The following is a 25,479-nucleotide window of genomic DNA, read 5'->3' on the forward strand; positions in this document are numbered from 1 at the left end:
TTTTTCACACAAGTGGAAATTGTTATGTTAGAAAAAGTTGTGATTGCTAACCGTGGTGAAATTGCACTGCGTATTTTACGTGCCTGTAAAGAATTAGGCATTAAAACTGTGGCGGTTCACTCTACCGCTGATCGTGATTTAAAACACGTGTTACTTGCAGATGAAACAGTCTGTATTGGACCTGCTCCATCTGTAAAAAGTTATTTAAATATTCCAGCTATTATTGCAGCTGCAGAAGTAACTGGTGCGGATGCTATTCACCCTGGTTATGGATTCCTTTCTGAAAATGCAGATTTTGCAGAGCAAGTTGAGCGTTCAGGCTTTACTTTTATCGGTCCAACAGCAGATGTCATTCGTTTAATGGGTGATAAAGTTTCTGCGATTAAGGCAATGAAAAAAGCGGGCGTACCTTGTGTTCCAGGTTCTGATGGTCCAGTAGGTAGCGATATCGCAAAAAATAAAGAGATTGCAAAACGTATTGGCTATCCAATTATTATCAAGGCGTCTGGTGGTGGCGGTGGTCGTGGTATGCGCGTGGTACGTAGCGAAGATGCACTTGAAGAATCCATTGCGATGACAAAAGCAGAAGCAAAAGCAGCGTTTAACAATGATATGGTTTACATGGAAAAATATTTAGAAAATCCACGCCATATTGAAATTCAAGTTTTAGCTGATACGCATGGTAATGCAATCTATCTTGCTGAGCGTGATTGTTCAATGCAGCGTCGTCACCAAAAAGTTGTAGAAGAAGCGCCAGCACCAGGTATTACCGAAGAAGTTCGTCGTGATATCGGTTCTCGTTGTGCGAAGGCTTGTGTTGAAATTGGCTATCGCGGTGCAGGTACATTTGAATTCTTATATGAAAATGGTGAGTTCTATTTCATCGAAATGAATACTCGTATTCAAGTAGAGCATCCAGTAACAGAAATGATTACTGGTGTGGATTTGGTGAAAGAACAATTGCGTATTGCAGCTGGTTTACCACTTTCTTATAAACAAGAAGATATTAAAGTGAAAGGTCATGCAATTGAATGTCGTATCAATGCAGAAGATCCAAAAACATTCTTACCATCTCCAGGTAAAGTGGTACACTTGCACTCACCAGGTGGTTTAGGCGTTCGTTGGGATTCTCATGTGTATGGTGGTTATACCGTTCCTCCGCATTATGATTCTATGATCGCAAAATTAATTACATACGGTGATACTCGTGATGTAGCAATCCGTCGTATGCAAAATGCATTATCAGAGACGATCATTGATGGTATCAAAACCAATATCCCACTTCATGAACTCATTCTTGAAGATGAAAACTTCCAAAAAGGTGGCGCAAATATCCACTATTTAGAGAAGAAATTAGGAATGTATGATTAATTTATAATTTTCTAGGCAAAGGCAGAATATTTCTGCCTTTTTTGTTTGTCGTTTAATATAATTATTGACGTTAAAGTATTCTAACGGGAGTTCATAATGGATTTATCACAACGGTATAAGCTAGCGGCTAAGGAAGCTCGCTGGGCATTAGGATTAGCTATTTTTTATGTAATTGGATGGTGTATTTGTGCTTATTTACCCAAAGACTCACCTGGGCCGATAGGTTTTCCGTTATGGTTTGAATTATCCTGTATTTATTTACCCATTTTGTTTGTTGTCATTGGATATTGGATTGTCAAAATTGTCTTTTTAGATATCCCGCTAGATGTTGAGTCAAAGGAGAATAAATAATGAATTTAGGTATTATTCTCCCCTTAGTCATCTATTTAGTCTTCATCTTTGGCGCAGCATTATTTGCTTATGTAAAACGTAGTAAAGGGGATTTCCTTACCGAGTATTATGTGGGAAATCGTTCCATGACGGGCTTTGTTCTTGCGATGACAACGGCTTCCACTTATGCCAGTGCGAGTTCTTTTGTTGGTGGACCAGGGGCTGCCTATAAATATGGGCTAGGTTGGGTATTACTCGCCATGATCCAAGTGCCAGCTGTGTGGTTAGCCTTAGGTGCATTGGGCAAAAAGTTTGCATTACTTTCTCGCGAAACCAATGCACTCACCATCAATGATCTATTTCTCTATCGTTATAAAAATAAATATCTCGTTTGGATTTCCAGTCTAGCATTGTTGCTTGCCTTCTTTGCTGCCATGGTTGTGCAATTTATTGGTGGGGCGAGATTGCTCGAAACCACGATAGGGATTCCTTATACTCATGCGTTACTTATTTTTGCCTTAACTGTTGGCATTTATACATTTATTGGTGGTTTCCGAGCGGTCGTATTAACCGATACGATTCAAGGTACGGTAATGATTTTGGGTACAATCGTGCTGTTAGTCGGGGTTGTTTACCATCTCGGTGGTGTAGAAAGTGCGGTCAATAAATTAACTGAAATTGATCCGAGTTTAATAAGCCCTTACGGTCCGAATGAGATGCTTGATTTTCAATTTATGGCCTCATTTTGGATTTTAGTTTGTTTTGGTGTGGTTGGTTTACCGCATACAGCAGTCCGCTGCATGGCTTTCAAAGATAGTAAAGCCTTACATCGAGGCATGCTTATTGGGACGATTGTCCTTTCAGTCATTATGTTTGGTATGCACTTGGCGGGCGCCTTAGGTCGTGCGGTTGTACCTGATTTAACGGTATCAGATAAAGTCATTCCAACCTTAATGTTGGAAGTGCTTCCGCCAATTGTTGCAGGGATTTTCTTAGCCGCACCGATGTCTGCGATTATGTCCACAGTCGATGCACAACTGATTCAATCCTCTTCAATCTTTGTGAAAGACTTATATCTTGCAAGCAAACCAGAAGCGGCGAAGAATGAAAAACGAATTAGCCGTATTTCATCCGTCATTACACTGATTTTATCGGCATTACTAATTCTCGCAGCACTCAATCCACCTGATATGATTATTTGGTTGAATTTGTTTGCTTTTGGGGGATTAGAAGCCGCATTCCTTTGGGTAATCGTATTAGGCATTTATTGGGATAAAGCCAATGCTGTCGGTGCAATAAGCTCTATGGTGGTGGGATTGAGTAGTTTTGTGTTATTGACTCAATTTGGTATTAAATTATTTGGTTTTAATGCCATTGTACCCGCACTTGTATTTGGTTTGATTGCTTTCATTTTAGGTAACCAATTCGGCGCCAAAAAACAGTAAAAATGGACCGCACTTTATGATTTACCAGATCCTAGCGTTGTTTATTTGGAGTAGTGCCTTTGTAGCCGCTAAATACACGTTCACAATGATGGATACTATTTTAATGATCCAAGCCCGTTTATTCATGGCGGCGATTATTGTGATGCCACTCTTTTTTCGTCGTTGGAAAGGCGTGTCTAAACCTATGCGAAAACAGCTTTGGTGGTTAGGTTTTTTTAATTATACTGCCACCTTTTTGCTGCAATTTATTGGCTTAAAATATACGAGCGCGGCGAGCGTAACGACCATGATTGGATTAGAGCCGTTATGTGTAATTTTTATAGGGCATTTTTCTTTCAAGATCGTGCTAAATGGTATCATTGGGTGTGTGGGGCTTTTGCTTTTTTAGGCGTGGCCATTTTAATTTTAGGTGGGCAGGGCAATGAAGGCTCAAGTCAAATTAGTTTATTGGGTTGCTCCTTAGTAGTGGCGGCAAGTATTGTGTTTGCTTGTTGTTTACGTTGGACGAAAAAAGTGGTGGCAACGGTTTCAGCACAAGCTTATACATCCATTTCAATTGTGTTGGCAACTATCACCATGCTGCCATTTACTTTATTGATGACTGAAAACTGGGATATCCATTTTAACTGGCTTGGTTTCTTCGGTTTGATTTATCTTGGCGTAGCATGCAGTTGGTTTGCCTTTTGGTTATGGAATAAAGGCTTAAATTCAGTAGATGCAAAAATCTCGGGAATTTTGACCGCACTTGAGCCGATTTTTGGTGTCTTTTTAGCGGTATTATTACTTAACGAAGAGGTTTCACTTGTTTCAGCGCTTGGGATTATCATTATTGTGGTTTCAGCCTTAGGCGTAAGTTTATTACCGAAATGGTTACATAAAGAAATTAATTAAAAGGAAAAGAAGATGGCGTGGATTCAAATTCGCTTAAATAGTACAAATGAAAAAGCCGAGAAAATTAGCGACTTTTTAGAAGAAATTGGCTCAGTTTCGGTGACATTTATGGATAGCCAAGATACGCCGATTTTTGAACCACTTCCGGGCGAAACACGTTTGTGGGGAAATACCGATGTGATCGCCTTGTTTGATGCAGAAACGGATATGAATGAAATTGTGAGCCTGCTAAAACAAGCACATCATCTAGATGAAAATACGGCTTACAAAATTGAGCAAATCGAGGATAAAGACTGGGAACGTGAATGGATGGATAACTTCCACCCAATGCAATTTGGCAAACGCTTATGGATTTGCCCAAGCTGGCGTGAAGTACCGGACCAAAATGCGGTGAATGTGATGCTTGATCCTGGTTTAGCTTTCGGGACAGGTACCCACCCGACAACTGCACTTTGTTTAGAGTGGTTAGATGGTTTAGATTTAACAGGCAAAACTGTCATCGATTTTGGTTGTGGGTCAGGAATTCTTGCTATTGCGGCCCTTAAATTAGGCGCAAAAAATGCGATTGGTATTGATATCGATCCACAGGCGATTCTCGCCAGTCGTAATAATGCGGAACAAAATGGGGTGGCAGATCGTCTTCAGCTTTTCTTATCCGATGATAAACCTGCAGATTTAAAAGCGGATGTCGTTGTGGCGAATATTCTTGCGGGTCCATTAAAAGAACTTTACCCGATTATTTCTCAATTAGTGAAAGAGGGCGGTGATCTTGGATTATCTGGCATTTTAGAAACGCAAGCACAATCGGTATGCGATGCTTATGCACAATCCTTTGATTTAGATCCTGTTGCGGTGAAAGAGGAATGGTGCCGTATTACAGGTAAATTAAAATCGGCTTAATTTCTTTTTGTCAATTAAAAAAAGTGCATTTTTTGAACAAATTTCACTTTGCAAAAAAAAGAAAAATGCGTAATATAGCACCCCTTGTCGGTTGCTATTGTCGCCTGACTTGTTGGAGATAGGACTTGTAATTGGGGATAACATAAAATGCGAATTGGTTCTTACGAATTAAAAAATCGTATTTTATTGGCACCCATGGCAGGTATTACGGATCAACCTTTTCGACGTTTATGTGCCCATTATGGTGCGGGATTAACGTTTTCAGAGATGATGTCCACTAATCCACAAGTTTGGCATACAGAGAAATCTAAACTTCGTTTAGCACATAGTGAAGAGTTAGGATTAAATGCGGTGCAAATCGCAGGTTCTGATCCTTTAGAGATGGCCCAAGCTGCAGCAATTAATGTAGCCTATGGTGCTGAAATTATCGACATCAATATTGGTTGTCCCGCAAAGAAAGTAAATCGAAAATTAGCGGGCTCTGCACTGCTTCAATTTCCTGATTTAGTGGAAAAAATTTTAAAAGAAGTGGTGAATGCTGTTGATGTGCCTGTGACGTTAAAAATTCGCACAGGTTGGGATAAAGCAAATCGAAACTGTGTGCAAATCGGCAAAATTGCAGAACAATCTGGTATTCAAGCTTTAACCATTCACGGGCGGACGAAAGAATGCTTATTTGAGGGTGAAGCGGAATACGACAATATTCGAGCAGTGAAACAATCAATTTCAATTCCAGTTATTGCGAATGGTGATATTGATTCTGCCTCGAAAGCGAAAAAGGTACTTGAGTACACAGGTGCCGATGCAATAATGATCGGTCGTACCGCACTAGGCAATCCATGGCTTTTTCAAGCCGTCGAGGCCTTAGTGGAACATGATTCGATAATTCAAACTCCAAGTTTGCGTGAAAAGTGCGGTCATATTTTGCGTCATATTCAGGAACTTCATCAGTTTTATGGTGAGCAAAAAGGCTATCGAATAGCCCGTAAGCACGTGGCTTGGTATTTACAGGGAATTCAACCCGATTCCGTTTTTAGACAGACTTTTAACGCAATTAATGAACCGAAAGAGCAGTTAATTGTGCTGGAAGATTTTTTAAATTCAATTTTGGATAAAGAAAAATGTTAGAACAACAACGTAGTCCGTCTGAAGCGTTAACCGTTTCAGTTTTAAACTCTCAATCACAAGTAACAAACAAACCATTACGTGATTCAGTAAAACAAGCTTTACGCAATTACTTATCACAATTAGATGGTCAAGATGTGAATGATCTTTACGAATTAGTATTAGCGGAAGTTGAACACCCGATGTTAGATATGATTATGCAATACACCCGCGGTAACCAAACTCGTGCAGCGAACATGCTCGGTATTAACCGTGGTACATTGCGTAAGAAATTGAAAAAATACGGTATGGGCTAATTAAGATTAGCAAAAGAAAAGGCGAACATGATGTTCGCCTTTTTATTTATCTATTGAATGGTGAAGCTAATTGGCACACTGACTGAAGAGGTAAATCCAGCTGGTTTTGGACCAACAGGTCTCGCACTTCTCACCGCTTCCAGTGCTGCGTTGTCTAAGCTTTCATCTCCAGAGGAATTCGTTACTCGTTCTCCTGATAAGGAACCATCTGTCCCTACGCTAAAACTCACGCTCACAATACCTTGTTTACGCATCATCTTCGCACGAGCAGGATAGCGTTTGTGCCGTTCAATTTCACGTCGAATAGCCGCACGATAAGCATTTAGTTCATCCGTATTGGTACCTGAGCCACCTTGAACGCCATTTGTACCAGGTTGACCTGTAGTCGTTGCTTTAGAATTTGCCGTAGCCGTTGAATTAATATTCTTATCGCCAATCGGTAAACTCTTCGGCATTTCTACCGCTTTCTCTGCTTTTACCTCATTTTTAGGTTTTTCTTTTGGCTTCTCTTTCGGTTTTGGTTTCGGTTTTTCTATTGGTTTTTCTGGCTTTTTCTCAGGTTCTTTTTTCTTCTCAGGCTCTGGTTTCTTCGTTGGATCCGCGACGACTTCCTGTTTTTCAGGTTCCGGTTCTGCCTGTTGAGGTTCAGGTTCCGGCTCTGGAGCCTGTTCTTCTACTCGCATTCCTTGAATCATTTCCATCGAAATCGTTGTAGATATTTCACCTGTAGCATTACTTGCGGCTTCACTTGGCTTATGCCAGTTCCAAAGCAATGCGCCTACAATGGCACCATGAATTAATAGAGAAATAAGCAAGCCTAATAGTGATCGTTTAGCTTGTTGGCTGTTCATTGTTTATGCCCTACTCCGACGCCTCCCACTGCTGGCGAATTTTTGCTCGAAGCGCCTTTATCTTTCATCGAAACAATAGCGACATTTTTAATTTCGTTTTTCGATAACATGTCAGTAATCGTCACAAAATCTTGGAAAGAGGCTTCTGCATCAATTTTTAATGTCACTTTCTGATCTTTATTCCAACCTGCAATCTCTTTTTCAAGTGCTTCTTGCGAGATAGGTTTGTCATTAAAATAAAGTTGTTTATCTGCCGTCACAGTCAATAATTTGGCTAATTCATCTGATTTGAATGCAACCGTTGAACTGGCTTTTGGCACATTGACTTGAATTTTTCCTTGAGAAATAAAGGATGCGGTGATCAACACTATCGCTAATAGCACCAACATAATGTCGATGAAAGGAATAATATTGATTTCATCAAATTTTTTCACGATTATTCCTTATCTTTTTGAGCGTTTAATACTTTCCATTTCAATAAGTTAACTTCTACTTTACGACCTAAGCCGTTATAGAACATCATAGATGGAATCGCGACTAAAATACCTAGTGCGGTTGCTTTTAATGCAAGAGAGAGGTGCATCATGATTGCGCCAGCATCGACATCACCTCCAGCTTGACCAATTTGATAGAAGGTTAACAAAATACCAATTACTGTTCCTAACAAGCCCACATAAGGTGCGTTTGCACCAACTGTTGAAATGATCGTCATATTGCGATTTAAATCAATTTCAAGCGAATGGATATTGGAATATTTAGCGACATTGATACGGCTTAAAAAGATAAAGCGCTCAATTACAGTAGCAAGCATAATTACGCTCATAAGAAGTAAAAGCCCGATAATAATGTAATCACTATATTGTTCTAAAAACTCAAAAAGTTTTGGCATCTGATAGTCCTTTTATGTGTAATAAAGAATACAAAATGAATTGATAATGAATTTCAATTAGATTGAGAATTCTATCAAATGGAAAATAGAGCGTAAATATAAATTAGAAAAATGGCTGTTTTTTTACCGCACTTTGAGGTAAATTATAGAAAGTACGGTTGTTTTGAGAGGGGATTTAAAGGGATTGCAGGTAATCTAAGACAACCTGATGATGTTCGCCTGTTTTGAATTTATCAAAAACATGTTGAATTTTGCCTTGTTCATCAATGAGGAAGCTAATACGGTGAATGCCGTCATAGGTGCGTCCCATAAATTTCTTTTCACCCCATACACCAAATTGCTCGGCAACCTGGTGATCTTCATCAGAAAGCAAGGTGAAATTGAGCGACTTTTTCTCAACAAATTGAGCCAGTTTTTTTGGCGCATCTGTGCTGATGCCTAAAATAATCACACCTAATTTTTCTAACTCACTTTTAGCATCACGTAAACCGCAGGCTTGAGTTGTACAGCCTGGTGTTAAGGCTTTGGGATAAAAATACACAAGTACTTTTTTGCCTTTAAAGTCGCTAAGTGAAATTGGCTGATTGTCTTGATTTAAAAGGGTGAATTGCGGTGCTAAGTCACCCGCTTGTAATGTTTTCATAAAAAATCCTTAAAAATGTAAAAAATGATTTGTAAATTCAAGCTATTTTAGCGATTATAACCAGATATTTTCAAATGTTATTGTCAAAACGCAAAATAGATGTAAATGGAGTGCCTTATGACTACGCAAACCCCCTTATTTTCAGGCAGTATTGTTGCTTTAGTAACCCCGATGGATAACCACGGAAACATTGATTTTGAAACATTAGAAAAACTTATCGAGTTTCATATCAATGCAGGTACAGATTCAATTGTATCTGTGGGTACAACAGGAGAGTCCGCCACATTAAGTATTGAAGAAAATGTGAAAGTGATTGAAAAGACGGTTGAGTTAGCAAAAGGACGTATTCCAATCATTGCTGGTACCGGTGCTAATGCAACGAGTGAAGCCATTGTGATGACAAAATTATTACGTGATAGCGGTGTTGCAGGTTGTTTATCTGTTGTTCCTTACTACAATAAACCAACTCAAGAAGGCATGTTCCAACATTTTAAAGCGATTGCAGAATGCACGGATTTACCACAACTTCTTTATAACGTACCAGGTCGTACCGGTAGTGATATGAAACCTGAAACCGTCGCACGTTTGTCTCAAATTGAGAATATTGTAGGGATTAAAGAAGCAACAGGCGATTTAACTCGCATTACTGCGATTAAAGAATTAGCCGGTAAAGATTTCATTGTATTAAGTGGAGATGATGCCACAGGGTTAGAAGCGATGAAATTAGGCGCAGAGGGTGTTATTTCTGTGACAAATAATCTTGCTGCCAAAGATATGGCCGCGCTGTGTCGCTATGCTTTAGCGGGGGATTTTGCGAAAGCGGAAGAAATTAATGCACGTTTAATGCCTTTACATCAAGATTTATTTATTGAATCAAACCCAATTCCAGTTAAATGGGCAGCATATCGTTTAGGTTTAATTAAGACTCCACATTTACGTTTACCACTTACTGTGTTAAGCGAAAGCGCGCAAGTAAAAGTAGAAGAAGCATTAAAAATTGCTGGCTTAATTTAATGAATTAAAGGGTTGTTTTTACAGCCCTTTAAACTTTCGGCTTTTTTATTTGTCAAAGAGCGGTTATTATTTTAATTATTTTTATTGAAGGATTTAAGGAATGAAAAAAATCGTACTGAGTTTAGTCGCGGCAGCATTATTATCGGCGTGTTCAAACAGCGTAGAAAAAATGCAGACGGCTAATGATACTTATCAAAATTCTGATCGTGAAATACCGAGCTTTTCTCCTTTAGCAAGTGGTGGTGTAACATTGCCGCAAGCGGATCCGACTTATGAACTTCCTCAGCTTAATGCGAAAAAAGAACGCGTGGATATTCGTCCGCCTTCAACACCATTAGCGATTATCAAAAATTCTTTAACACAATTTGATGGCGAACGTGCATTGATTGTTTATACGGATGCACAAGCAGAGCTTTATAACCTCAAACAAATTGAGCGTTTATTGAAAGAAGAAGGCACGAATTCGACTTTAAATGGTGCTGTATTAATTAGTGATTGGGCGCCAACGGGTCGTGCAGATGATAAAGCCAATACAGAGATCCGTTATAAAATTGAACAAGTTACGGCGCAAGATGCAAGTGCGTTAGCGGTTTCTGTAGAACAAATGCGTCGTGATGGTGTGATTTACACACCAAATCAAGCAGATAAACAGCGCTATGCATCTGATCGTTTAAATCGTTTTGTTTCGGCGCTCACTAGCGCTTATAACAAGCAACAACAAGATTTAAGTAGTGCTTCTGTAGGACCTTTCCAATCTGGTTTAATTACTGATACGAATGGCAGAATGGCATTGGGTATGGATGCAAGCTTTGGTCAAGCATGGCAACGTTTAGGTTCAGCCTTACCGAAATTAGGCTTTAAAGCCACATCGGAATCTGCAGGCCGTGGTTATCGTGAATTGAAATATAAACCATTGGATAAACAAGAGTGGTTACGTTTAGGTGTGAATCCGCCTAATCTAGAAAAAGGCGTTTACCAAATGCAAATTTCTGCGGTGGGTAAACAAAGTGCGGTCGTGATCACTGATGAAGATGGTAAGGCATTACCAAATGAAGCGGCTCAATCCTTGTATTCTGCATTAAGTGTATTACTTGCACAATAATAGAAGTTGAGAAATAAAAAGTGCGGTTCAATTTGACCGCACTTTTTTATTGGAAACCGATTTATTCGGCTTTCACGCCTAAGTTACCTATTTTTACGCCGAGGTTACCGAGTGAAACCGGATCCAGATAATCTCCTAAGAATTTGAACAACTCACTTAATTCTGTAAATGAGCGTTTGATTTTTACTTGATCTTCTACTTTACGCACAAATTCATAACGCACATTTTCGCCTTCAAAATAAGCCGTGAGCGTGAGATAAATGGTTTCAAAAAAGTGGCTTTGAGCCCCTTCTTCACCCGGATCACTGATACGGACATTCCAAGTATTGTTAAATAAAACTTCTGTTTTGATTGACATATAGACTTCCTCTGTTTGTTATTTTTTATACTGAAATTGAAACGAAAAACCCGATGATAAAATTTCTGAAATCAAAAACTTTATCATCGGGCTTTTCAAACCAATTGCTCGCATATTTTGCTTTTCGTTGGTAACTGCCTTTGCCTTTACGTTTTTTCTCAACGCGTTGGCGGAATAATTTGTCATGTAATAGTGCCATCACAGCATTATCTTTCACGATTCCTTTGGCGTGTTGATAAATGGGCTGATTCTCAACCGCACTTTTTGTTTTTTTTGTCATATTTACCTCTAAAAAATTGCCGTGAAGTGTTTCACGGCAAGTTATTATAGCGAAAATGAATAGAATTACAAAATGGCGAGTACGCTTTCAGGCGGTCGTCCAATTTTAGCTTTTTTACCATTTACCACAATCGGGCGTTCTAATAAGGCTGAATTTTCACTGATGGCTTTTAATAACTCATCCTTAGTTAATGCAGGATTATCTAACCCTAATGATTGATAAAGCTCATCTTTGGTACGCATCATTTTTCTAACATCATCTAATCCTAATTTATTAGCCAGTTGCTGTAATGCTTCAACAGAGTAGTGTTGTTGCAAATAAAGTTCTATAGTTGGTTGGATACCTTTTTCTTCTAATAAAGCTAAGGTTTCACGGCTTTTTGAACAGCGCGGATTATGGTAAATCTTAACAGACATAACGTTTCCTTCTATTTTATGTTGAATGAGTGGATATAGGATTGATTTAAATTTTAACTTATAATGACAAAAAATACTTGTTTAGGAAAACTTTATGTTAGAAATGCTAAAAAATTGGTATAGCCGTCGCTTAAGCGATCCGCATGCGATGGGACTACTTGCCATTTTGTTATTTGGCTTTATTGCGATTTATTTCTTTAGTGATTTAATCGCTCCGTTGCTGATTGCCATTGTATTAGCATATTTGTTGGAAATGCCGATTAATTTTTTAACGAAAAAATTAAAATTTCCTCGAATGCTTGCCACGTTAATTATTTTTGGTGGCTTTCTAACCTTAGCGTTATTAATTTTCTTCGGGCTTGTACCAACATTATGGAATCAAACGATTTCCTTATTAAGCGATTTGCCAGCCATGTTCAATAAGTTACATGAATGGTTATTAGCCCTTCCTGAGCATTATCCTGAACTCATCGATTACACCATGATTGACACCTTTTTTAGTGCGGCTCGAGCGAAGATTTTGGGCTTTGGTGAATCTGCGGTGAAATTGTCGATTACTTCATTAATGAACCTTGTATCACTGGGTATCTATGCATTTTTAGTGCCATTAATGATGTTCTTTATGCTGAAAGATAAAACAGAACTTCTTGCTGGTGTAAGCCGATTTTTGCCTAAAAACCGTCTTTTAGCGTCTAAAGTATGGAATGAGATGCAGCAACAAATTGCGAATTATATTCATGGCAAATTGTTAGAAATTTTGATTGTTGGCGTGGTGACTTATATTATCTTTTTAAGCTTTGGTTTAAATTATCCGCTGTTACTTTCTGTTGTCGTAGGTCTCTCTGTCTTAGTCCCTTATATTGGTGCGGTATTGGTGACGATTCCCGTTGCTTTAGTCGCCATGTTCCAGTTTGGCATTTCCCCAACGTTTTGGTATTTAATTGTGGCCTTTGCGGTGAGTCAACTTCTAGATGGAAACTTGTTGGTGCCGTATTTATTCTCTGAAGTTGTTAATTTACATCCTTTAGTAATCATTATTTCAGTATTAATTTTTGGCGGATTATGGGGGTTCTGGGGCGTATTTTTCGCTATTCCATTGGCAACGCTCGTCAAAGCTGTGCTGAATGCATTGCCAGATTAGACAGAATTAAAACGATAAAAAGAAAGCTGACGAAAGTCAGCTTTTTTGTTCTTTTAATTTCTGGATATCCAGAATTTCGACACAGTCTGTTGTCCCTGCTTTAATATGCCATTTAATATTAAATTCGTACAGACTAATACCGTAAATACGATCGGTTTCTTTACCTTGTTGATAAGCCGGGCGAGGATCTTGTGCGATCACTTCTGTAATAAATCTCGCTAAGTGCGGTCGGTTTTTGTGATATTTTTCAACCGCACTTTGGGCGATTTCTGTAAATTCTACGTTTAATTTTGCAGGTGGTTTTTCTTGTGCAAAACTTGATTTTGCCTCAGGTTCACTATCAGCATAGGCAATATAAGGCTTAATATCAAAAATAGGTGTACCATCGACAAGATCCACGGAGCCCAAATGCAGAAAAACACGTCCATGAATACATTCCACTTGGCGTAATTCAACTTTGGATAAGCCTAGCGGATTAGGGCGATGCGTAGCGCGTGAAGCAAATACACCGACACGTTGATTGCCGCCTAAACGAGGGGGACGAACAGTGGATTGCCATTTCCCATGGGGTACTTTGTCGAATTGGAAAATAAGCCAAAGATGGCTAAATTGCTCTAATCCTCGCACTGCCTCTGGTGAATTATACGGAGGGAGCAGTTCCACAATACCAATGCCATCCTGTACTAAATCTGGCTGACGAGGTACCGAGAATTTTTCTTTATAAGGTGTGTGAATCACCGCAATCGGGTGAAGAGTCAGTGTTAAATCATTCATAAAAAGGCAATTTCCGTGTAGAATACGCCCTTTATTGTAATCAAAAGTGCGGTCAAAAAAAATGACAAATCATAAATTGAAAATGTGGTGGGAAACCGCTCGCCCAAAAACCTTGCCTTTGGCGTTAGCTTCTATTTTTACTGGTTCGGCATTGGCATATTGGGCAGATAAAGAAAGTTTTAATCTCACCGTGATGTTACTTTGCTTGCTCACTACCATTTTATTGCAAGTCCTTTCCAACTTTGCTAACGATTACGGCGATCATCAAAAAGGGTCAGATACTGAAGAACGTATTGGGCCTTTACGCGGTATTCAGCAAGGTGCGATTTCCGCGAATGAACTTAAGTGGGGCTTAATTTTAATGGCGGTGGGAGCATTTTTCTCAGGTGCATTCTTAATTGGTATCGCATATCAAAGTCTCACAGATTTATTGGCCTTTGCGGGTTTGGGTATTCTAGCTATTATTGCTGCTATTACTTATACCGTAGGAGCTAAACCTTATGGTTATTTAGGTTTAGGCGATCTGTCAGTATTGCTCTTTTTTGGTTTATTGGGTGTGGGTGGAACCTATTATTTACAAACTCACAGCATTGATAGCTTAATTACGTTACCAGCGTTAGGCTCAGGTTTATTAGCAACAGCCGTTTTAAATATCAATAATTTACGTGATATTGAGCAAGATGCGAAAGTAGGAAAAAACACCTTAGTTGTACGTATTGGACCTAAGAAAGGACGTATTTATCACTGTGTTTTATTAAGCGTTGCCGCTTTATGTTATGTGCTATTTGCGACATCAACCGCATTTAGTCCTTGGCATTTCTTATTTTTATTAGCATTTCCATTATTATTAAAACACGCATTATTTGTTTATCGTAGTAAAGAGCCTGCAGTGTTACGTCCGATGTTAGCACAGATGTCAATGATTTCTTTATTTATCAATATCTTGTTTAGTTTAGGCTTGCTTATCGGCTAAATCGGCTTATACTAGAGAGAAAATTTTAACGACAAGGGGTACATTATGTATATCGATACTTCAGAACTTTGTGATATTTATGCTGATCAAGTGGATGTAGTTGAGCCAATTTTTTCTAGCTTTGGTGGCGTCAGCAATTTCTACGGCAAAGTGACGACAGTAAAATGTTTTGAAAATAATGGATTAATTGCCGAGATCCTTGAAGAAAATGGTGAAGGCAGAGTGCTTGTCGTAGATGGTGGTGGTGCAGTTCGCCGTGCTTTAATTGATGCTGAGCTTGCACAACTTGCCGCAGATAATGACTGGGCGGGCATCATTGTTTATGGTGCAGTGCGTCAAATTCAACAACTTGAAAATATTGATATTGGTATTCATGCGCTTGCCCCAATTCCAGTTGGTGCAGATGAAAATAATCATGGTGAAAGTGATCTTCCTGTGAATTTTGGTGGTGTAACATTCTTCCCTGAAGATTATATTTATGCCGATTTAACAGGTATCATTCTTTCACAGGAAGCATTAGATTTAGAAGACGTCGAAGAAGAATAATTTTGAAATTATTGACCTTTTTAAAGTGCGGTTAGAAATAACCGCACTTTTTTTGTTAAAATTTTTTTGAACAAGATCACATTTTAGACATTTGTTAGTTGAAAGTTTGTAACATTCATTTAACATCGAAAATAGTTCATTTGTAATCAGTTTGGAGGGACTCATGAACGAAACAAACACAACTAAAAATTATAAAAGTGGGATTATCTTTCTGCTGGCGATAGCCTGTTTTTTTATCTTATTAAAATCTTTACCTTTCGCACCTAAGGAAAATGCTGGTTTAGCATTATTAGCCTTTGTGGCGATTCTTTGGTTAACTGAGGCATTGCATGTCACAGTAACCGCTCTGTTGGTGCCATTACTTGCGATTGCACTTGATTTGGTGACAACTAAGCAAGCTTTAGTCGCGTTTGCCGATCCTACCATTTTCTTATTCTTTGGTGGCTTTGCTTTAGCGACAGCATTGCATATGCAAAAGCTTGATAAAATGATTGCTAATAAAATCATGGCGATGGCCCGTGGTAATTTATTTGTAGCTATTATGTATCTTTTCTCCATTACCGCTTTCCTTTCTATGTGGATGAGTAATACAGCAACAGCAGCCATGATGTTGCCTCTAGCGATGGGGATCTTAAGCAAACTTGATAAAGAAAAAGAACATAATACTTATGTCTTCGTATTATTAGGGATTGCATATAGTGCGAGTATTGGTGGTATGGGTACATTAGTGGGTAGCCCACCAAATGCTATCGTTGCAAGTAACTTACATTTAACCTTCTCTGATTGGTTATGGTATGGCTTGCCAATTATGATTATTTTGATGCCATTGATGGTTGGTACACTTTTCATTGTATTTAAACCAAAACTTAACTTACGTTTTGAGCAAAACTTTGAACGTATTGAAATGAATGGCCAACGCGTTTTAACGCTTGTGATTTTTGCTTTGATTGCACTTTGCTGGGTATTCAGTAGCTATATCAATCCAATCATTTCAGGTGTATTTGGTCTTGCTAAAAATATCGGTAGTTTTGATAGCGTCGTCGCATTACTTGCGGCTGTCATTATTTGTTCAACCGGTGTAGCAAATTGGAAACAAATCCAAGAAAGCACTGACTGGGGCGTATTGATGCTTTTCGGGGGCGGTTTAACCTTGAGTGCGGTGTTAAAAGATTCGGGCGCAAGTAAAGTGTTAGCTGACGGTATTGTATTCTTAGTTCAAGGACAACATTACTACCTCATCGGTTTATTGGTCGCAACCTTCATTATTTTCTTAACTGAATTTACTTCCAATACGGCAAGTGCGGCGTTATTAGTACCAATCTTTATTTCTATCGCACAATCTCTCGGTATGCCGGAAATTGGTCTTGCGTTAATTATCGGTTTAGGTGCATCTTGTGCCTTCATGTTACCAGTGGCGACACCGCCAAATGCAATCGTATTTGGTACAGGTGAGGTTCGCCAAAGCGATATGGTTAAAGCTGGATTTATCTTAAATATTGTGTGTATACTCGTTATCGCGACAATAGGATATTATTTCTGGTTGAATTAATCATATAAAGAAAAGGGCGTGTTGGATATTCAACACGCCCTTTTATTATTTCAGTAAAGATTATTCATCTTTATTTGATTTATCCTCTTCTTCTACTTCAATCTCAACTTCATCTGCTTTATCTGCTGCGCCGTTGATTGTTAAGCAAATCTCGCTAGAAATTAAATGCTCTAAGATTGTTGCTAGTTCGTGTAATTTTTCTTTGTCATCATCGAAATAACCTTCTTCTTTTAAGTTAGCAATGAAGGCTGAGAATACCGCTTTATCAAAGAACTCTGGTGCGTTAATACCGTGTAATACAGAAAGACGCTGTGCCACTAATTGGCTTTCTTTTTCTAATAAGCCACGAGCAATTCCAGGATCTCTACGTAAAATACTCACAGTGATGTAGTAACGTTGTAAGATTTCACGCATACCGGCAGACCAAAGTTGTAAAATACGAACTTTAGCGCGGTGGATAGATAATAAATTATCATTGGCTTGGATAACATCCTGACGCGCAAATTCATCAATAATGGCTTTAATTTGTGTATTTAATTCTTCTTCATTGAAATGAAGGAAGAGTTCGCCTTTTAAGAATGGATAAATTTTACGTACTGCATCCAATAATAAATCTTTTTGGATTGCTTCATAATGTAAAACGATACTCGCAACAAGTGAAGGTAACACAAATAAGTGTTGAATATTATTGCGGTAATACGTCATAAGAACAGCAGAATTACGTTCTAAGCGAATAATTTCTCCAAAGTTATCTTTTTCAACTAACACACCCACACGATCTAAGCTTAATACGTGGTCAAGCATCGCTTTTGGTGTATCAGTTGGCAGTACCACATCTGTAGAATACGGTACATTTTTTAACATTTCTTGATAACTAGATAGTTGTTCTAATAGTTGCTCATGAGAAAGTGCACGTTGACGAGAAGAGAGCAGAGCGGTCCCTACTAAATTCATCGCATTGACTGCAGCAGCTTTATTAATATTCACCATCACTTGATTAGAAACCGATCCAACTGCATGGTTAAACCAGTGTGGTTTATCTTCATGATGTTGCTCTTTCCATTCTGGATAATGGTGATTGAGGTAATTGGAAAGTGTGATTGGCTCACCGAAATTCACAAAGCCTTGACCTAAATTACGTAATTTTTTAATCACACGTAAAACTAAGCCAGCATTTTCTTTTTCTTTCGCTGCGCCACGTAATTCTTTCGCGTAAGTATCTACTTCTAATACGTGCTCATAACCGATATACACAGGCACCACAGAAATTGGACGAGTTTGGTTATGTTGAAGCGCTTGTAGTGTCATCGACATCATACCGGTTTTCGGTGCAAGCAAGCGACCTGTACGAGAACGACCACCTTCAATGAAGTATTCGACGGAATAACCTCGGTGGAATAATTCCCCTAAATACTCACGGAAGATTGCAGAGTAAAGGCGGTTACCTTTAAACGTACGGCGAATAAAGAATGCCCCCCAGCTACGGAATAAAGGACCTGCTGGCCAGAAGTTTAAGTTAATCCCTGCTGCAATGTGTGGCGGTACAAGACCTTGGTGATAGAGCACATAAGAAAGCAATAAATAGTCAATGTGACTACGGTGACAAGGCACATAAACAATCTCATGTCCTTCTAATGCTAATTTACGTACTCGGTCGGCATTTTGTACATCAATACCAGAATACAGTTTGTTCCATAACCAACGTAAGAAACGATCCGCCGCACGAAGGCTTGAATGGCTTACATTAGCCGCTATTTCATGAAGAATTTTTTCGGCTTCAGCATAGGCTTTCTCACGGCTGATATTTTTTGATTTTGCCTCATCTTCAATCGCATTTTGAATTGCTTGAGAATTTAAGAGCTTATTAAACATCGCTTCGCGGTTTGGCAAACGAGGTCCAGTCGCGGAAATGCGTTGTTTCGCAAAGTGCATTTTAGCCACGCGAGCCAGTTTTTGTGCAATTTTTTCATCTGAACCGTGCTCATTTACCATGTAACGCAAAGAAAGTGCTTGAGAAAAACGCACAAAAGTATCACGTCCAAACCAAATGGCCGCAAAGGTTTTTTGAAGACCATTTAATAAGCGAAGATTAGGTAAGCTTGCTTTATCTTCTTTACCTGGTGAACGCCCCCAAAGCACAGAAACAGGGATCAGTTGTACATCTAAATCAGCAACATCACGGTGCAACTCTAAATATTTATTGAAGACTTTGACAGTTTCATCTTTTGCGCCTTTTGATTTAAAAAAGCGGCGACCTTCGTCTAAATAGACATAACGTGGTAATGCTACGCCATCAATCACATTCTTTTCAGCTGGATCAGGTAAACCGACGCTCAAACAGTTACGACGGAAAATCACGAAGTCAGTTTGAGAGGTATAAGGTAAAACGTAAAGAATGGGTTGATTGATATTGAGTTGAAGCTCTTCGATGGGTTGAGCGGGAATAGGATTATTTTTTACTAGAACCGAAAGCGGTAATTCTAATAATTTACGATAAGTACTTACGATGCCAGACATAATTAATATTCTCTTTTTGTTAGACATTTCTAGGTATTGTCTGGCATTTTAACACATTCGACCAGTCAAATTCTAAAAATTTACATTTGAGATTTATGATGAACACGCAAAATATGAAAAAAATTGACCGCACTTTTATGACTAGAAAATAGTTGTTGCAATTGCCATCTTTCTGTATATACTAACAGTTATTCTGTATAAAGTAACAGGAGTGTATATGAGACCATTAACTGCCAGACAACAAGAAGTGCTGGAACTCTTAAAACGCCATTTAGAAACCACGGGTATGCCGCCTACTCGTGCAGAAATTTCTCGCGAATTAGGTTTTAAATCCCCTAATGCGGCAGAAGAACACTTAAAAGCACTTGCCCGCAAAGGTGCAATTGAAATTGTTGCTGGAGCTTCTCGCGGTATTCGCATTATTGATGACAGTGCAAATGATGAGGAAGAAGAGGGCTTACCACTCATTGGTCGCGTGGCCGCAGGGGAACCGATTTTAGCGGAGCAACATATTGAAGGTACTTATCGTGTTGATGCCAATATGTTTAAGCCACAAGCTGATTTCTTATTAAAAGTATATGGTCAATCCATGAAAGATATCGGCATTTTAGATGGCGATCTTCTTGCCGTGCATAGCACAAAAGATGTGCGAAATGGGCAGATTGTTGTCGCAAGAATTGAAGATGAAGTAACAGTAAAACGCCTAGAACGTAAAGGTTCAGTTATTTATCTGCATGCAGAAAATGAAGAGTTTCAGCCGATAGTGGTGAATCTTGAAGAACAACCTCATTTTGAAATTGAAGGGATTGCAGTAGGGATCATTCGTAATAACGCTTGGATGTAATGATGAAAGTGCGGAGAGAAAATAAAGTGTTTTTTGACTGCACTTTGTCTATTCTGGCTATTTGCCATTCGGCTTATTGCTCTCTATAATGCCAAAAAATTTTCAAATCAAGGAAGGAAGCATGCAGTTTTCCAAAATGCATGGCCTTGGCAATGACTTTGTCGTTGTTGATGCTGTGACACAAAATGCCTATTTTACCCCTGAAACCATTAAACGCTTAGCCGATCGTCATCGTGGCATTGGTTTTGATCAGCTTTTAATTGTTGAGCCTCCTTATGATCCAGATTTAGATTTCCATTACCGTATATTTAATGCAGATGGCAGTGAAGTATCGCAATGTGGAAACGGGGCAAGATGTTTTGCGCGTTTTGTGACTTTAAAAGGGCTGACCAATAAAAAGGATATTGCAGTAAGCACACAAAAAGGAAAAATGGTTTTAACGGTAAAAGAAGATGGGCAAATTCGCGTCAATATGGGTGAACCAATTTGGGAACCGAATAAAATTCCTTTTACAGCCAACAAATTTGAAAAAAACTATATTTTACGTACCGATGTTCAAACGGTGCTTTGTGGTGCAGTATCAATGGGCAATCCACATTGCGTTGTTCAAGTGGATAATATTGAAACGGCCAATGTAGCAGAGTTAGGTCCACTCTTAGAAAGCCACGAACGTTTTCCTGAAAGGGTAAACGCTGGATTTATGCAAGTCGTCAATCGTAACCACATTAAATTGCGTGTATATGAACGTGGTGCAGGTGAGACACAAGCTTGTGGCAGTGGGGCTTGTGCAGCAGCGGCAGTAGGAATGATGCAAGGTTTACTTGATAACAAAGTGCAAGTTGATCTACCTGGTGGTAGCTTGCTTATTGAGTGGGAAGGCGTAGGCTCACCGCTTTATATGACTGGCGATGCGACTCATATCTATGATGGCAACATTCACCTTTAATCTTTTCTAATCTGAAGAAAAAATGCGTGGAGATTATCCACGCATTTTTTATTTATTGTTCAACTTCCACATCACGCTGATTTAATGGTTGCGTTGGACGGTTGTTTTTCCCTTCCATTTCTTCTATCGCGGCAATTTGTGCTTTGCTTGCTTGAATTGGTGATTTAAAAATGGTCCAAGCCACGTTTTCACTACAAGGTGGAGTTGTGAGAGATCCATTTAAGCGGAAGCGTGCCATCTCTTTTGGCATTAGCGCTTTAATATCAATCTGTTGAGCCAATTTTTCTTTTTGTCCAACGGTGAGTTTTTTCTCAACTACCGGTGCTAATGCTGGATTCGCTTCGCCTTCATTGACCATTACGGCAACAACTGCCAAAGCTTTATCTTCACTTTGATGGACAAAATGAATTTCTAAAGGATAATGTTGGCGTTTAAAAGTATGTTCACTCGGTGTGTGAAAGTGAAATTGTTTTAAATAAAATGGTTTATTGTTGAGCGTAATAAATGGTGCATTTTCTTGTGCAACGCTAACTTGCACGGTATGTCCATTGTTTTCTACTTGATACTCTGCAGGGAAGTAATTCATCTTAAGTGGTTTATTTGCCACTTTCATGCCGTTATCAGCTTCCAGATTAACAGGCGACTGAACTTTCCCTAGCTTACAGGTTTGATATTCGGTGAGCAAATCACCCCAATGTTCAGGGCTTTCTTTTCCATTATAAGACCAATGCGCTTTATGCGTTTGGGCAAATGATGATGCGCTTAATGCGATAAGTAAGCTAGAAAGCAATAGACGAGTCTTCATAAGGCACCTCTCCTTTTTTGTGGTATATGCCTCATCGATTCTACTGATTCTGTATGATAGCTTTTTGATTTTGGTCAAGTTTTGTTTGAGTGTAAGCACTCATCGTACGAGTGGGGGTAATGCTAAAAAAGCCGTCTATTTTGACCGCACTTTTTTAGCTCTGATAGAGTCTTTCTCTAAGATCTTCTGCAGTTTTGCTGGTTTTAATTCGTTCAAAAACGATATCTGCTTCAGGATATTCTTTATTAAGATAGCGTAGCCATTGTTTGATCCGGGCAACATGATAAAAACTGGAATCATGGAAATTTTCCATTTCCGCATATTTTTGCAAGATTTTTTGAATATCCACCCAAGGCATTTTTTCGCAATTTTGTTTGAGTACAAGGCTTAAGTTTGGGATATTTAATGCACCACGCCCGACCATTAGATCTTCGCAACCTGTCGCTTTCAAACATGCTTGACCATCTTCCCAACGCCAAATTTCACCATTAGCAATCACTGGGATCGTCAAGCGAGATCTCACTTCACCGATTTTTTCCCAATTGATGCGATCGGCACGATAGCCATCGGCTTTAGTTCGACCGTGAATAGTGATTTCAGTCGCGCCACCTTGTTGTACGGCGTCGGCAATTTCAAACGCTTGTGAAGTACAATCCCAACCTAATCGCACTTTCACACTGACAGGTAAATGACTAGGTACGGTTTTTCGCAAGGCTAGAGTCGCTTGATAAATTAATTCAGGTTGTTTGAGTAGAGCTGCGCCTCCGTTGCTTCCATTAACGGTTTTGGATGGGCAGCCACAATTTAAATCAATACCATGCGAGCCAAGCTCAATAGCGCGATTGGCATTTTCAGCAAGACAGTTCGGATGTTGACCTAAAAGTTGGACACGAACGGGCGTTTTAGAAGGTGTAAAGCCCTGATTTTTGAGTTCAGGGCAAAGACGATAAAAGACTTTTTCGGGTAAGAGTTGATCCACCACGCGGACAAATTCGGTGATGCAGAGATCGTATTCATTCACTTCAGTTAGAAGTTGGCGAACGAAAGGATCAAGCACCCCTTGCATAGGGGCGAGGATAACACGCACTATTTCCAGCCTTTCACTTTACAAATTAAATCGTAAGCGGCCTGGATTTGTTGCGCTTTTTCTTTAGCCATCTCCATCATTTCTGGCGGTAAGCCTTTCGCAACTAATTTATCCGGGTGATGTTCATTCATTAAACGACGATATGCACGTTTTACGGCATTGCGATCATCACTTTCACTCACGCCCAATACTTTATAAGCATCACTTAATGTTGGGCCTGAAGATTGTTGGTATCCGCCCTGTTGTTGGTATTGGTAACCACCTTGCTGTTGATAACCGCCTTGTTGGTATTGGCGATAGAATCCACCTTGGGTAAATTGGCGAGCCGCAATTTCCATTGCCAGCATTTGCTCAAACTGCATACGGGAAAGACCAAGTTCTTCGGCTACCACATAAAGCACTTCTTTTTCTGACTCATGTAATTGAGAATCAGCAAAGGCAGCCTGCACTTGCACGTGTAAGAACATTCTCAGTAAGTCAGCACGTTGTCCACATCCAATGCGGAATTCACGAATCACCTGGCGTAAAGGGAAATCGGCTTCTTTACCGCGACGAAAGGCCTCTTGAGCGAGTTTGCGATGGCTCTCATCTAATTGCATCTGGTTCATCAACTGATTCGCCAGTTGAATATCTTCTTCCGTCACACGACCTTTGGATTTACTTAAATGCCCAAGTACCGCAAAAGTAGTTTGCATAAAGAGTGCTTGTCGGGTCGTTTTTTTCTTAAAAAAGCTAGAGTTAACCGAACCAAGCTCATAGAGTTTTTTATCTGCGATGGAGCCTAAAATAAGTCCAGCGATAGCGCCGAAAAAGCCCCCCCATTTAAAACCGAGAAAAACGCCGATAATCTTTCCAAAAAAATACATTCTTTTCCCCTAAAGTGCGGTCAAAAGGTCTTTTGACAATAATGGGCAGACGCTAATGTCTGCCCTTACATTAATATGGCTTTATTCTTATTTTTCAAGTAATAAATTACACACCATAACTTTCACGATAAGCCCGCATCGCAGGTAAATATTGCTGATAATCGGGTTCTTTTTCAATGAATTGCATTAAATCATCCAAATCAATAATGGAAAGCACTTGGCATTGATAGTCGCGTTCCACTTCTTGGATGGCAGAAAGTTCCCCTTTGCCTTTTTCCTGACGATTTAATGCAATAAAGACAGCGACTAATTTCGCGTGATTGGCTTCAAGAAGTGCCATGGATTCACGAATGGCTGTGCCAGCTGTAATGACATCATCGACTAACAACACATTGCCTGTTAATGGGCTACCGATCAAATTACCGCCTTCACCGTGATCTTTGGCTTCTTTGCGATTAAAGCAAACAGGTGTATCACGGTTAAATTGATTGAATAGTGCAATGGAAACGCTCGTCGCAATCGGAATGCCTTTATAGGCAGGTCCAAAAATGACATCAAAATCGACCGCACTTGATTGAATTGCTTTCGCGTAGTATTCACCTAAGCGAGCAAGATCTGCGCCAGTACTAAACAATCCAGCATTGAAAAAATAAGGACTTTTTCGACCTGATTTTAGGGTAAATTCACCAAATTTGAGCACTTGGCGACTCAACGCGAATTTAATAAATTCGATTTTGTAGCTTTCCATTTTTTGTTCCTATAAACCTAATGCTTCACGTTGTGCAGCGAAGATTTGTTCGCAGCCTTGTTTTGCTAAGCCTAATAAGGTGAGTAATTCTTCGTGGCTGAATGGTTCACCTTCTGCAGTACCTTGCACTTCGATCATGCGACCATCTTCCATCATTACAACGTTCATATCTGTTTCAGCGGCTGAATCTTCTACATATTCCAAATCACACACGGCTTCACCTTCAACAATTCCAACCGAAATTGCCGCAACCAGACCTTTGATTGGATTGGTTTTTAATGTGCCGTTAGTGATTAAACCATTGATAGCATCACATAAAGCCACTGCTGCACCAGTGATAGAAGCGGTTCTTGTACCGCCATCCGCTTGAATCACATCGCAGTCTAAGGTAATAGAACGTTCGCCAAGGGCTTCTAAGTCAACCATTGCACGTAATGAACGTGCGATTAAGCGTTGAATTTCCATGGTACGTCCACCTTGTTTGCCTTTTGCTGCTTCACGTTGCATACGGCTGTGTGTAGAGCGTGGCAACATGCCATATTCTGCTGTCACCCAACCTTGATTTTGCCCTTTTAAGAAACGCGGTACGCTTTCATCAACACTCGCCGTACATAATACTTTGGTATCACCAAATTCAACTAATACTGAGCCTTCAGCATGTTTAGTATAATTACGGGTGATTTTAATTGGACGAGATTGATGATTTTCACGATTATTTGGACGCATTCTGAATTCCTTTATTTTTATTGATAAAAAAGCGTGCCTATTTTAG

Annotated in this window: 28 protein-coding genes and 1 pseudogene; 15 read left to right on the forward strand and 14 right to left on the reverse strand. The window is 39.4% G+C overall.

Annotated elements, in window-relative coordinates:
• Positions 1–24 precede the first annotated feature (24 nt).
• The 7 genes and pseudogenes from accC to fis all read left to right on the forward strand — a co-directional run bounded on the left by accC (position 25) and on the right by fis (position 6,358).
• The gene (gene accC, locus INP95_RS03980) at positions 25–1,371 is read left to right on the forward strand and encodes an acetyl-CoA carboxylase biotin carboxylase subunit (RefSeq protein ID WP_197560942.1); all 1,347 of its coding nucleotides are present in this window, start codon (positions 25–27) and stop codon (positions 1,369–1,371) included.
• 96 nt (positions 1,372–1,467) lie between these two features.
• Entirely contained in the window at positions 1,468–1,722 is a 255-nt protein-coding gene (locus INP95_RS03985; RefSeq protein WP_070591851.1) for a YhdT family protein, read from the forward strand.
• Complete coding sequence (panF, locus tag INP95_RS03990; protein WP_197560943.1) at positions 1,722–3,146, forward strand: sodium/pantothenate symporter; 1,425 nt, start codon at positions 1,722–1,724, stop codon at positions 3,144–3,146. The genes INP95_RS03985 and panF overlap by 1 nt, the downstream gene beginning before the upstream one ends.
• 16 nt (positions 3,147–3,162) lie before the next feature.
• A pseudogene (locus tag INP95_RS03995) lies at positions 3,163–4,037 on the forward strand (EamA family transporter).
• Between the two features lie 12 nt (positions 4,038–4,049).
• Entirely contained in the window at positions 4,050–4,937 is an 888-nt protein-coding gene (gene prmA, locus INP95_RS04000) for a 50S ribosomal protein L11 methyltransferase (protein ID WP_005696910.1), read from the forward strand.
• A 147-nt stretch (positions 4,938–5,084) separates the two neighbouring features.
• Positions 5,085–6,065, forward strand: a complete 981-nt coding sequence (gene dusB / locus INP95_RS04005; protein ID WP_197560944.1) for a tRNA dihydrouridine synthase DusB — start codon at positions 5,085–5,087, stop codon at positions 6,063–6,065.
• Positions 6,059–6,358: a DNA-binding transcriptional regulator Fis gene (gene fis / locus INP95_RS04010; protein ID WP_005696908.1), complete on the forward strand. Its 300-nt coding sequence runs from the start codon at positions 6,059–6,061 to the stop codon at positions 6,356–6,358. The genes dusB and fis overlap by 7 nt, the downstream gene beginning before the upstream one ends.
• A 50-nt stretch (positions 6,359–6,408) precedes the next feature.
• On the opposite strand, the gene INP95_RS04015 is transcribed toward fis, so the two are convergent.
• The 4 genes from INP95_RS04015 to bcp form a co-directional block, all read right to left on the reverse strand.
• On the reverse strand, positions 6,409–7,209 hold the full coding sequence (locus INP95_RS04015; protein ID WP_197560945.1) for an energy transducer TonB: 801 nt from the start codon (positions 7,207–7,209) through the stop codon (positions 6,409–6,411).
• On the reverse strand, positions 7,206–7,643 hold the full coding sequence (gene exbD / locus INP95_RS04020; RefSeq protein WP_049373578.1) for a TonB system transport protein ExbD: 438 nt from the start codon (positions 7,641–7,643) through the stop codon (positions 7,206–7,208). The genes INP95_RS04015 and exbD overlap by 4 nt, the downstream gene beginning before the upstream one ends.
• Positions 7,644–7,645: 2 nt before the next feature.
• Complete coding sequence (gene exbB, locus INP95_RS04025) at positions 7,646–8,098, reverse strand: TonB-system energizer ExbB (RefSeq protein ID WP_049365293.1); 453 nt, start codon at positions 8,096–8,098, stop codon at positions 7,646–7,648.
• Positions 8,099–8,273: 175 nt separating this feature from the next.
• Positions 8,274–8,741, reverse strand: a complete 468-nt coding sequence (gene bcp / locus INP95_RS04030) for a thioredoxin-dependent thiol peroxidase (protein WP_049368659.1) — start codon at positions 8,739–8,741, stop codon at positions 8,274–8,276.
• 117 nt (positions 8,742–8,858) lie between these two features.
• On the opposite strand from bcp, the gene dapA reads away from it, so the two are divergent.
• Together dapA and bamC are read left to right on the forward strand one after the other, a co-directional pair.
• The gene (gene dapA, locus INP95_RS04035) at positions 8,859–9,755 is read left to right on the forward strand and encodes a 4-hydroxy-tetrahydrodipicolinate synthase (RefSeq protein WP_197560946.1); all 897 of its coding nucleotides are present in this window, start codon (positions 8,859–8,861) and stop codon (positions 9,753–9,755) included.
• A 100-nt stretch (positions 9,756–9,855) separates the two neighbouring features.
• Positions 9,856–10,857, forward strand: coding sequence for an NlpB/DapX family lipoprotein (bamC, locus tag INP95_RS04040; RefSeq protein ID WP_197560947.1), 1,002 nt, complete (start codon positions 9,856–9,858; stop codon positions 10,855–10,857).
• Positions 10,858–10,918: 61 nt separating this feature from the next.
• On the opposite strand, the gene INP95_RS04045 is transcribed toward bamC, so the two are convergent.
• From INP95_RS04045 to arsC, 3 genes are all read right to left on the reverse strand, one after another.
• The gene (locus INP95_RS04045; protein ID WP_049365297.1) at positions 10,919–11,215 is read right to left on the reverse strand and encodes a DUF5377 family protein; all 297 of its coding nucleotides are present in this window, start codon (positions 11,213–11,215) and stop codon (positions 10,919–10,921) included.
• 25 nt (positions 11,216–11,240) lie between these two features.
• A complete protein-coding gene (locus tag INP95_RS04050; protein ID WP_070591812.1) occupies positions 11,241–11,495 on the reverse strand; it encodes an alternative ribosome-rescue factor A in 255 nt (84 codons plus the stop codon).
• A 65-nt stretch (positions 11,496–11,560) separates the two neighbouring features.
• Positions 11,561–11,911: an arsenate reductase (glutaredoxin) gene (arsC, locus tag INP95_RS04055; RefSeq protein ID WP_070591810.1), complete on the reverse strand. Its 351-nt coding sequence runs from the start codon at positions 11,909–11,911 to the stop codon at positions 11,561–11,563.
• Positions 11,912–12,005: 94 nt separating this feature from the next.
• Between arsC and INP95_RS04060 the strand changes: the two genes are divergently transcribed.
• A complete protein-coding gene (locus INP95_RS04060; protein ID WP_054419087.1) occupies positions 12,006–13,052 on the forward strand; it encodes an AI-2E family transporter in 1,047 nt (348 codons plus the stop codon).
• Positions 13,053–13,088: 36 nt separating this feature from the next.
• Here INP95_RS04060 and tsaA read toward each other — a convergent pair whose 3' ends face one another.
• Complete coding sequence (gene tsaA, locus INP95_RS04065) at positions 13,089–13,826, reverse strand: tRNA (N6-threonylcarbamoyladenosine(37)-N6)-methyltransferase TrmO (RefSeq protein WP_197560948.1); 738 nt, start codon at positions 13,824–13,826, stop codon at positions 13,089–13,091.
• A gap of 61 nt (positions 13,827–13,887) precedes the next feature.
• On the opposite strand from tsaA, the gene INP95_RS04070 reads away from it, so the two are divergent.
• The 3 genes from INP95_RS04070 (at position 13,888) to INP95_RS04080 (ending at position 16,894) form a co-directional block, all read left to right on the forward strand.
• A complete protein-coding gene (locus tag INP95_RS04070; RefSeq protein ID WP_197560949.1) occupies positions 13,888–14,799 on the forward strand; it encodes a 1,4-dihydroxy-2-naphthoate polyprenyltransferase in 912 nt (303 codons plus the stop codon).
• Positions 14,800–14,844: 45 nt separating this feature from the next.
• Positions 14,845–15,345, forward strand: coding sequence for a ribonuclease E activity regulator RraA (rraA, locus tag INP95_RS04075; protein ID WP_049368652.1), 501 nt, complete (start codon positions 14,845–14,847; stop codon positions 15,343–15,345).
• 163 nt (positions 15,346–15,508) lie between these two features.
• On the forward strand, positions 15,509–16,894 hold the full coding sequence (locus tag INP95_RS04080) for a DASS family sodium-coupled anion symporter (protein WP_197560950.1): 1,386 nt from the start codon (positions 15,509–15,511) through the stop codon (positions 16,892–16,894).
• 60 nt (positions 16,895–16,954) lie between these two features.
• Here INP95_RS04080 and plsB read toward each other — a convergent pair whose 3' ends face one another.
• A complete protein-coding gene (plsB, locus tag INP95_RS04085; protein ID WP_197560951.1) occupies positions 16,955–19,411 on the reverse strand; it encodes a glycerol-3-phosphate 1-O-acyltransferase PlsB in 2,457 nt (818 codons plus the stop codon).
• A gap of 217 nt (positions 19,412–19,628) precedes the next feature.
• On the opposite strand from plsB, the gene lexA reads away from it, so the two are divergent.
• On the forward strand, positions 19,629–20,255 hold the full coding sequence (gene lexA / locus INP95_RS04090; protein ID WP_005698192.1) for a transcriptional repressor LexA: 627 nt from the start codon (positions 19,629–19,631) through the stop codon (positions 20,253–20,255).
• A gap of 121 nt (positions 20,256–20,376) precedes the next feature.
• Complete coding sequence (gene dapF / locus INP95_RS04095; RefSeq protein WP_197560952.1) at positions 20,377–21,201, forward strand: diaminopimelate epimerase; 825 nt, start codon at positions 20,377–20,379, stop codon at positions 21,199–21,201.
• Positions 21,202–21,253: 52 nt separating this feature from the next.
• Here the strand turns inward: dapF and INP95_RS04100 are convergent, their stop codons facing one another.
• From INP95_RS04100 to rph, 5 genes are all read right to left on the reverse strand, one after another.
• A complete protein-coding gene (locus tag INP95_RS04100; protein WP_197545217.1) occupies positions 21,254–22,006 on the reverse strand; it encodes a carbonic anhydrase in 753 nt (250 codons plus the stop codon).
• Positions 22,007–22,160: 154 nt separating this feature from the next.
• A complete protein-coding gene (gene dusC, locus INP95_RS04105) occupies positions 22,161–23,093 on the reverse strand; it encodes a tRNA dihydrouridine(16) synthase DusC (RefSeq protein WP_049384455.1) in 933 nt (310 codons plus the stop codon).
• Positions 23,093–23,959 (reverse strand): co-chaperone DjlA, encoded by an 867-nt coding sequence (gene djlA / locus INP95_RS04110; protein ID WP_005698193.1) that lies wholly within the window; start codon positions 23,957–23,959, stop codon positions 23,093–23,095. The genes dusC and djlA overlap by 1 nt, the downstream gene beginning before the upstream one ends.
• A gap of 106 nt (positions 23,960–24,065) precedes the next feature.
• Complete coding sequence (pyrE, locus tag INP95_RS04115; protein ID WP_197560953.1) at positions 24,066–24,707, reverse strand: orotate phosphoribosyltransferase; 642 nt, start codon at positions 24,705–24,707, stop codon at positions 24,066–24,068.
• A gap of 9 nt (positions 24,708–24,716) precedes the next feature.
• On the reverse strand, positions 24,717–25,433 hold the full coding sequence (gene rph / locus INP95_RS04120; protein WP_197560954.1) for a ribonuclease PH: 717 nt from the start codon (positions 25,431–25,433) through the stop codon (positions 24,717–24,719).
• Positions 25,434–25,479: the final 46 nt, after the last annotated feature.

It is taken from the genome of Haemophilus parainfluenzae (assembly GCF_014931375.1).
In the GTDB taxonomy this organism is placed as follows: Bacteria; Pseudomonadota; Gammaproteobacteria; order Enterobacterales; family Pasteurellaceae; genus Haemophilus_D.

Bases quoted from the DNA above. Each gene is read 5' to 3' on its own strand.
- accC (WP_197560942.1), top strand. From the start codon at position 25: ATGTTAGAAAAAGTTGTGATTGCTAACCGTGGTGAAATTGCACTGCGT.
- panF (WP_197560943.1), top strand. From the start codon at position 1,722: ATGAATTTAGGTATTATTCTCCCCTTAGTCATCTATTTAGTCTTCATC.
- rph (WP_197560954.1), bottom strand. From the start codon at position 25,433: ATGCGTCCAAATAATCGTGAAAATCATCAATCTCGTCCAATTAAAATC.
- INP95_RS04050 (WP_070591812.1), bottom strand. From the start codon at position 11,495: ATGACAAAAAAAACAAAAAGTGCGGTTGAGAATCAGCCCATTTATCAA.
- pyrE (WP_197560953.1), bottom strand. From the start codon at position 24,707: ATGGAAAGCTACAAAATCGAATTTATTAAATTCGCGTTGAGTCGCCAA.
- bcp (WP_049368659.1), bottom strand. From the start codon at position 8,741: ATGAAAACATTACAAGCGGGTGACTTAGCACCGCAATTCACCCTTTTA.
- dapA (WP_197560946.1), top strand. From the start codon at position 8,859: ATGACTACGCAAACCCCCTTATTTTCAGGCAGTATTGTTGCTTTAGTA.
- INP95_RS04060 (WP_054419087.1), top strand. From the start codon at position 12,006: ATGTTAGAAATGCTAAAAAATTGGTATAGCCGTCGCTTAAGCGATCCG.
- plsB (WP_197560951.1), bottom strand. From the start codon at position 19,411: ATGTCTGGCATCGTAAGTACTTATCGTAAATTATTAGAATTACCGCTT.
- INP95_RS04070 (WP_197560949.1), top strand. From the start codon at position 13,888: ATGACAAATCATAAATTGAAAATGTGGTGGGAAACCGCTCGCCCAAAA.
- arsC (WP_070591810.1), bottom strand. From the start codon at position 11,911: ATGTCTGTTAAGATTTACCATAATCCGCGCTGTTCAAAAAGCCGTGAA.
- INP95_RS04100 (WP_197545217.1), bottom strand. From the start codon at position 22,006: ATGAAGACTCGTCTATTGCTTTCTAGCTTACTTATCGCATTAAGCGCA.
- bamC (WP_197560947.1), top strand. From the start codon at position 9,856: ATGAAAAAAATCGTACTGAGTTTAGTCGCGGCAGCATTATTATCGGCG.
- INP95_RS04045 (WP_049365297.1), bottom strand. From the start codon at position 11,215: ATGTCAATCAAAACAGAAGTTTTATTTAACAATACTTGGAATGTCCGT.
- exbB (WP_049365293.1), bottom strand. From the start codon at position 8,098: ATGCCAAAACTTTTTGAGTTTTTAGAACAATATAGTGATTACATTATT.
- INP95_RS04080 (WP_197560950.1), top strand. From the start codon at position 15,509: ATGAACGAAACAAACACAACTAAAAATTATAAAAGTGGGATTATCTTT.
- tsaA (WP_197560948.1), bottom strand. From the start codon at position 13,826: ATGAATGATTTAACACTGACTCTTCACCCGATTGCGGTGATTCACACA.
- INP95_RS03985 (WP_070591851.1), top strand. From the start codon at position 1,468: ATGGATTTATCACAACGGTATAAGCTAGCGGCTAAGGAAGCTCGCTGG.
- prmA (WP_005696910.1), top strand. From the start codon at position 4,050: ATGGCGTGGATTCAAATTCGCTTAAATAGTACAAATGAAAAAGCCGAG.
- dusB (WP_197560944.1), top strand. From the start codon at position 5,085: ATGCGAATTGGTTCTTACGAATTAAAAAATCGTATTTTATTGGCACCC.
- fis (WP_005696908.1), top strand. From the start codon at position 6,059: ATGTTAGAACAACAACGTAGTCCGTCTGAAGCGTTAACCGTTTCAGTT.
- lexA (WP_005698192.1), top strand. From the start codon at position 19,629: ATGAGACCATTAACTGCCAGACAACAAGAAGTGCTGGAACTCTTAAAA.
- INP95_RS04015 (WP_197560945.1), bottom strand. From the start codon at position 7,209: ATGAACAGCCAACAAGCTAAACGATCACTATTAGGCTTGCTTATTTCT.
- djlA (WP_005698193.1), bottom strand. From the start codon at position 23,959: ATGTATTTTTTTGGAAAGATTATCGGCGTTTTTCTCGGTTTTAAATGG.
- rraA (WP_049368652.1), top strand. From the start codon at position 14,845: ATGTATATCGATACTTCAGAACTTTGTGATATTTATGCTGATCAAGTG.
- dapF (WP_197560952.1), top strand. From the start codon at position 20,377: ATGCAGTTTTCCAAAATGCATGGCCTTGGCAATGACTTTGTCGTTGTT.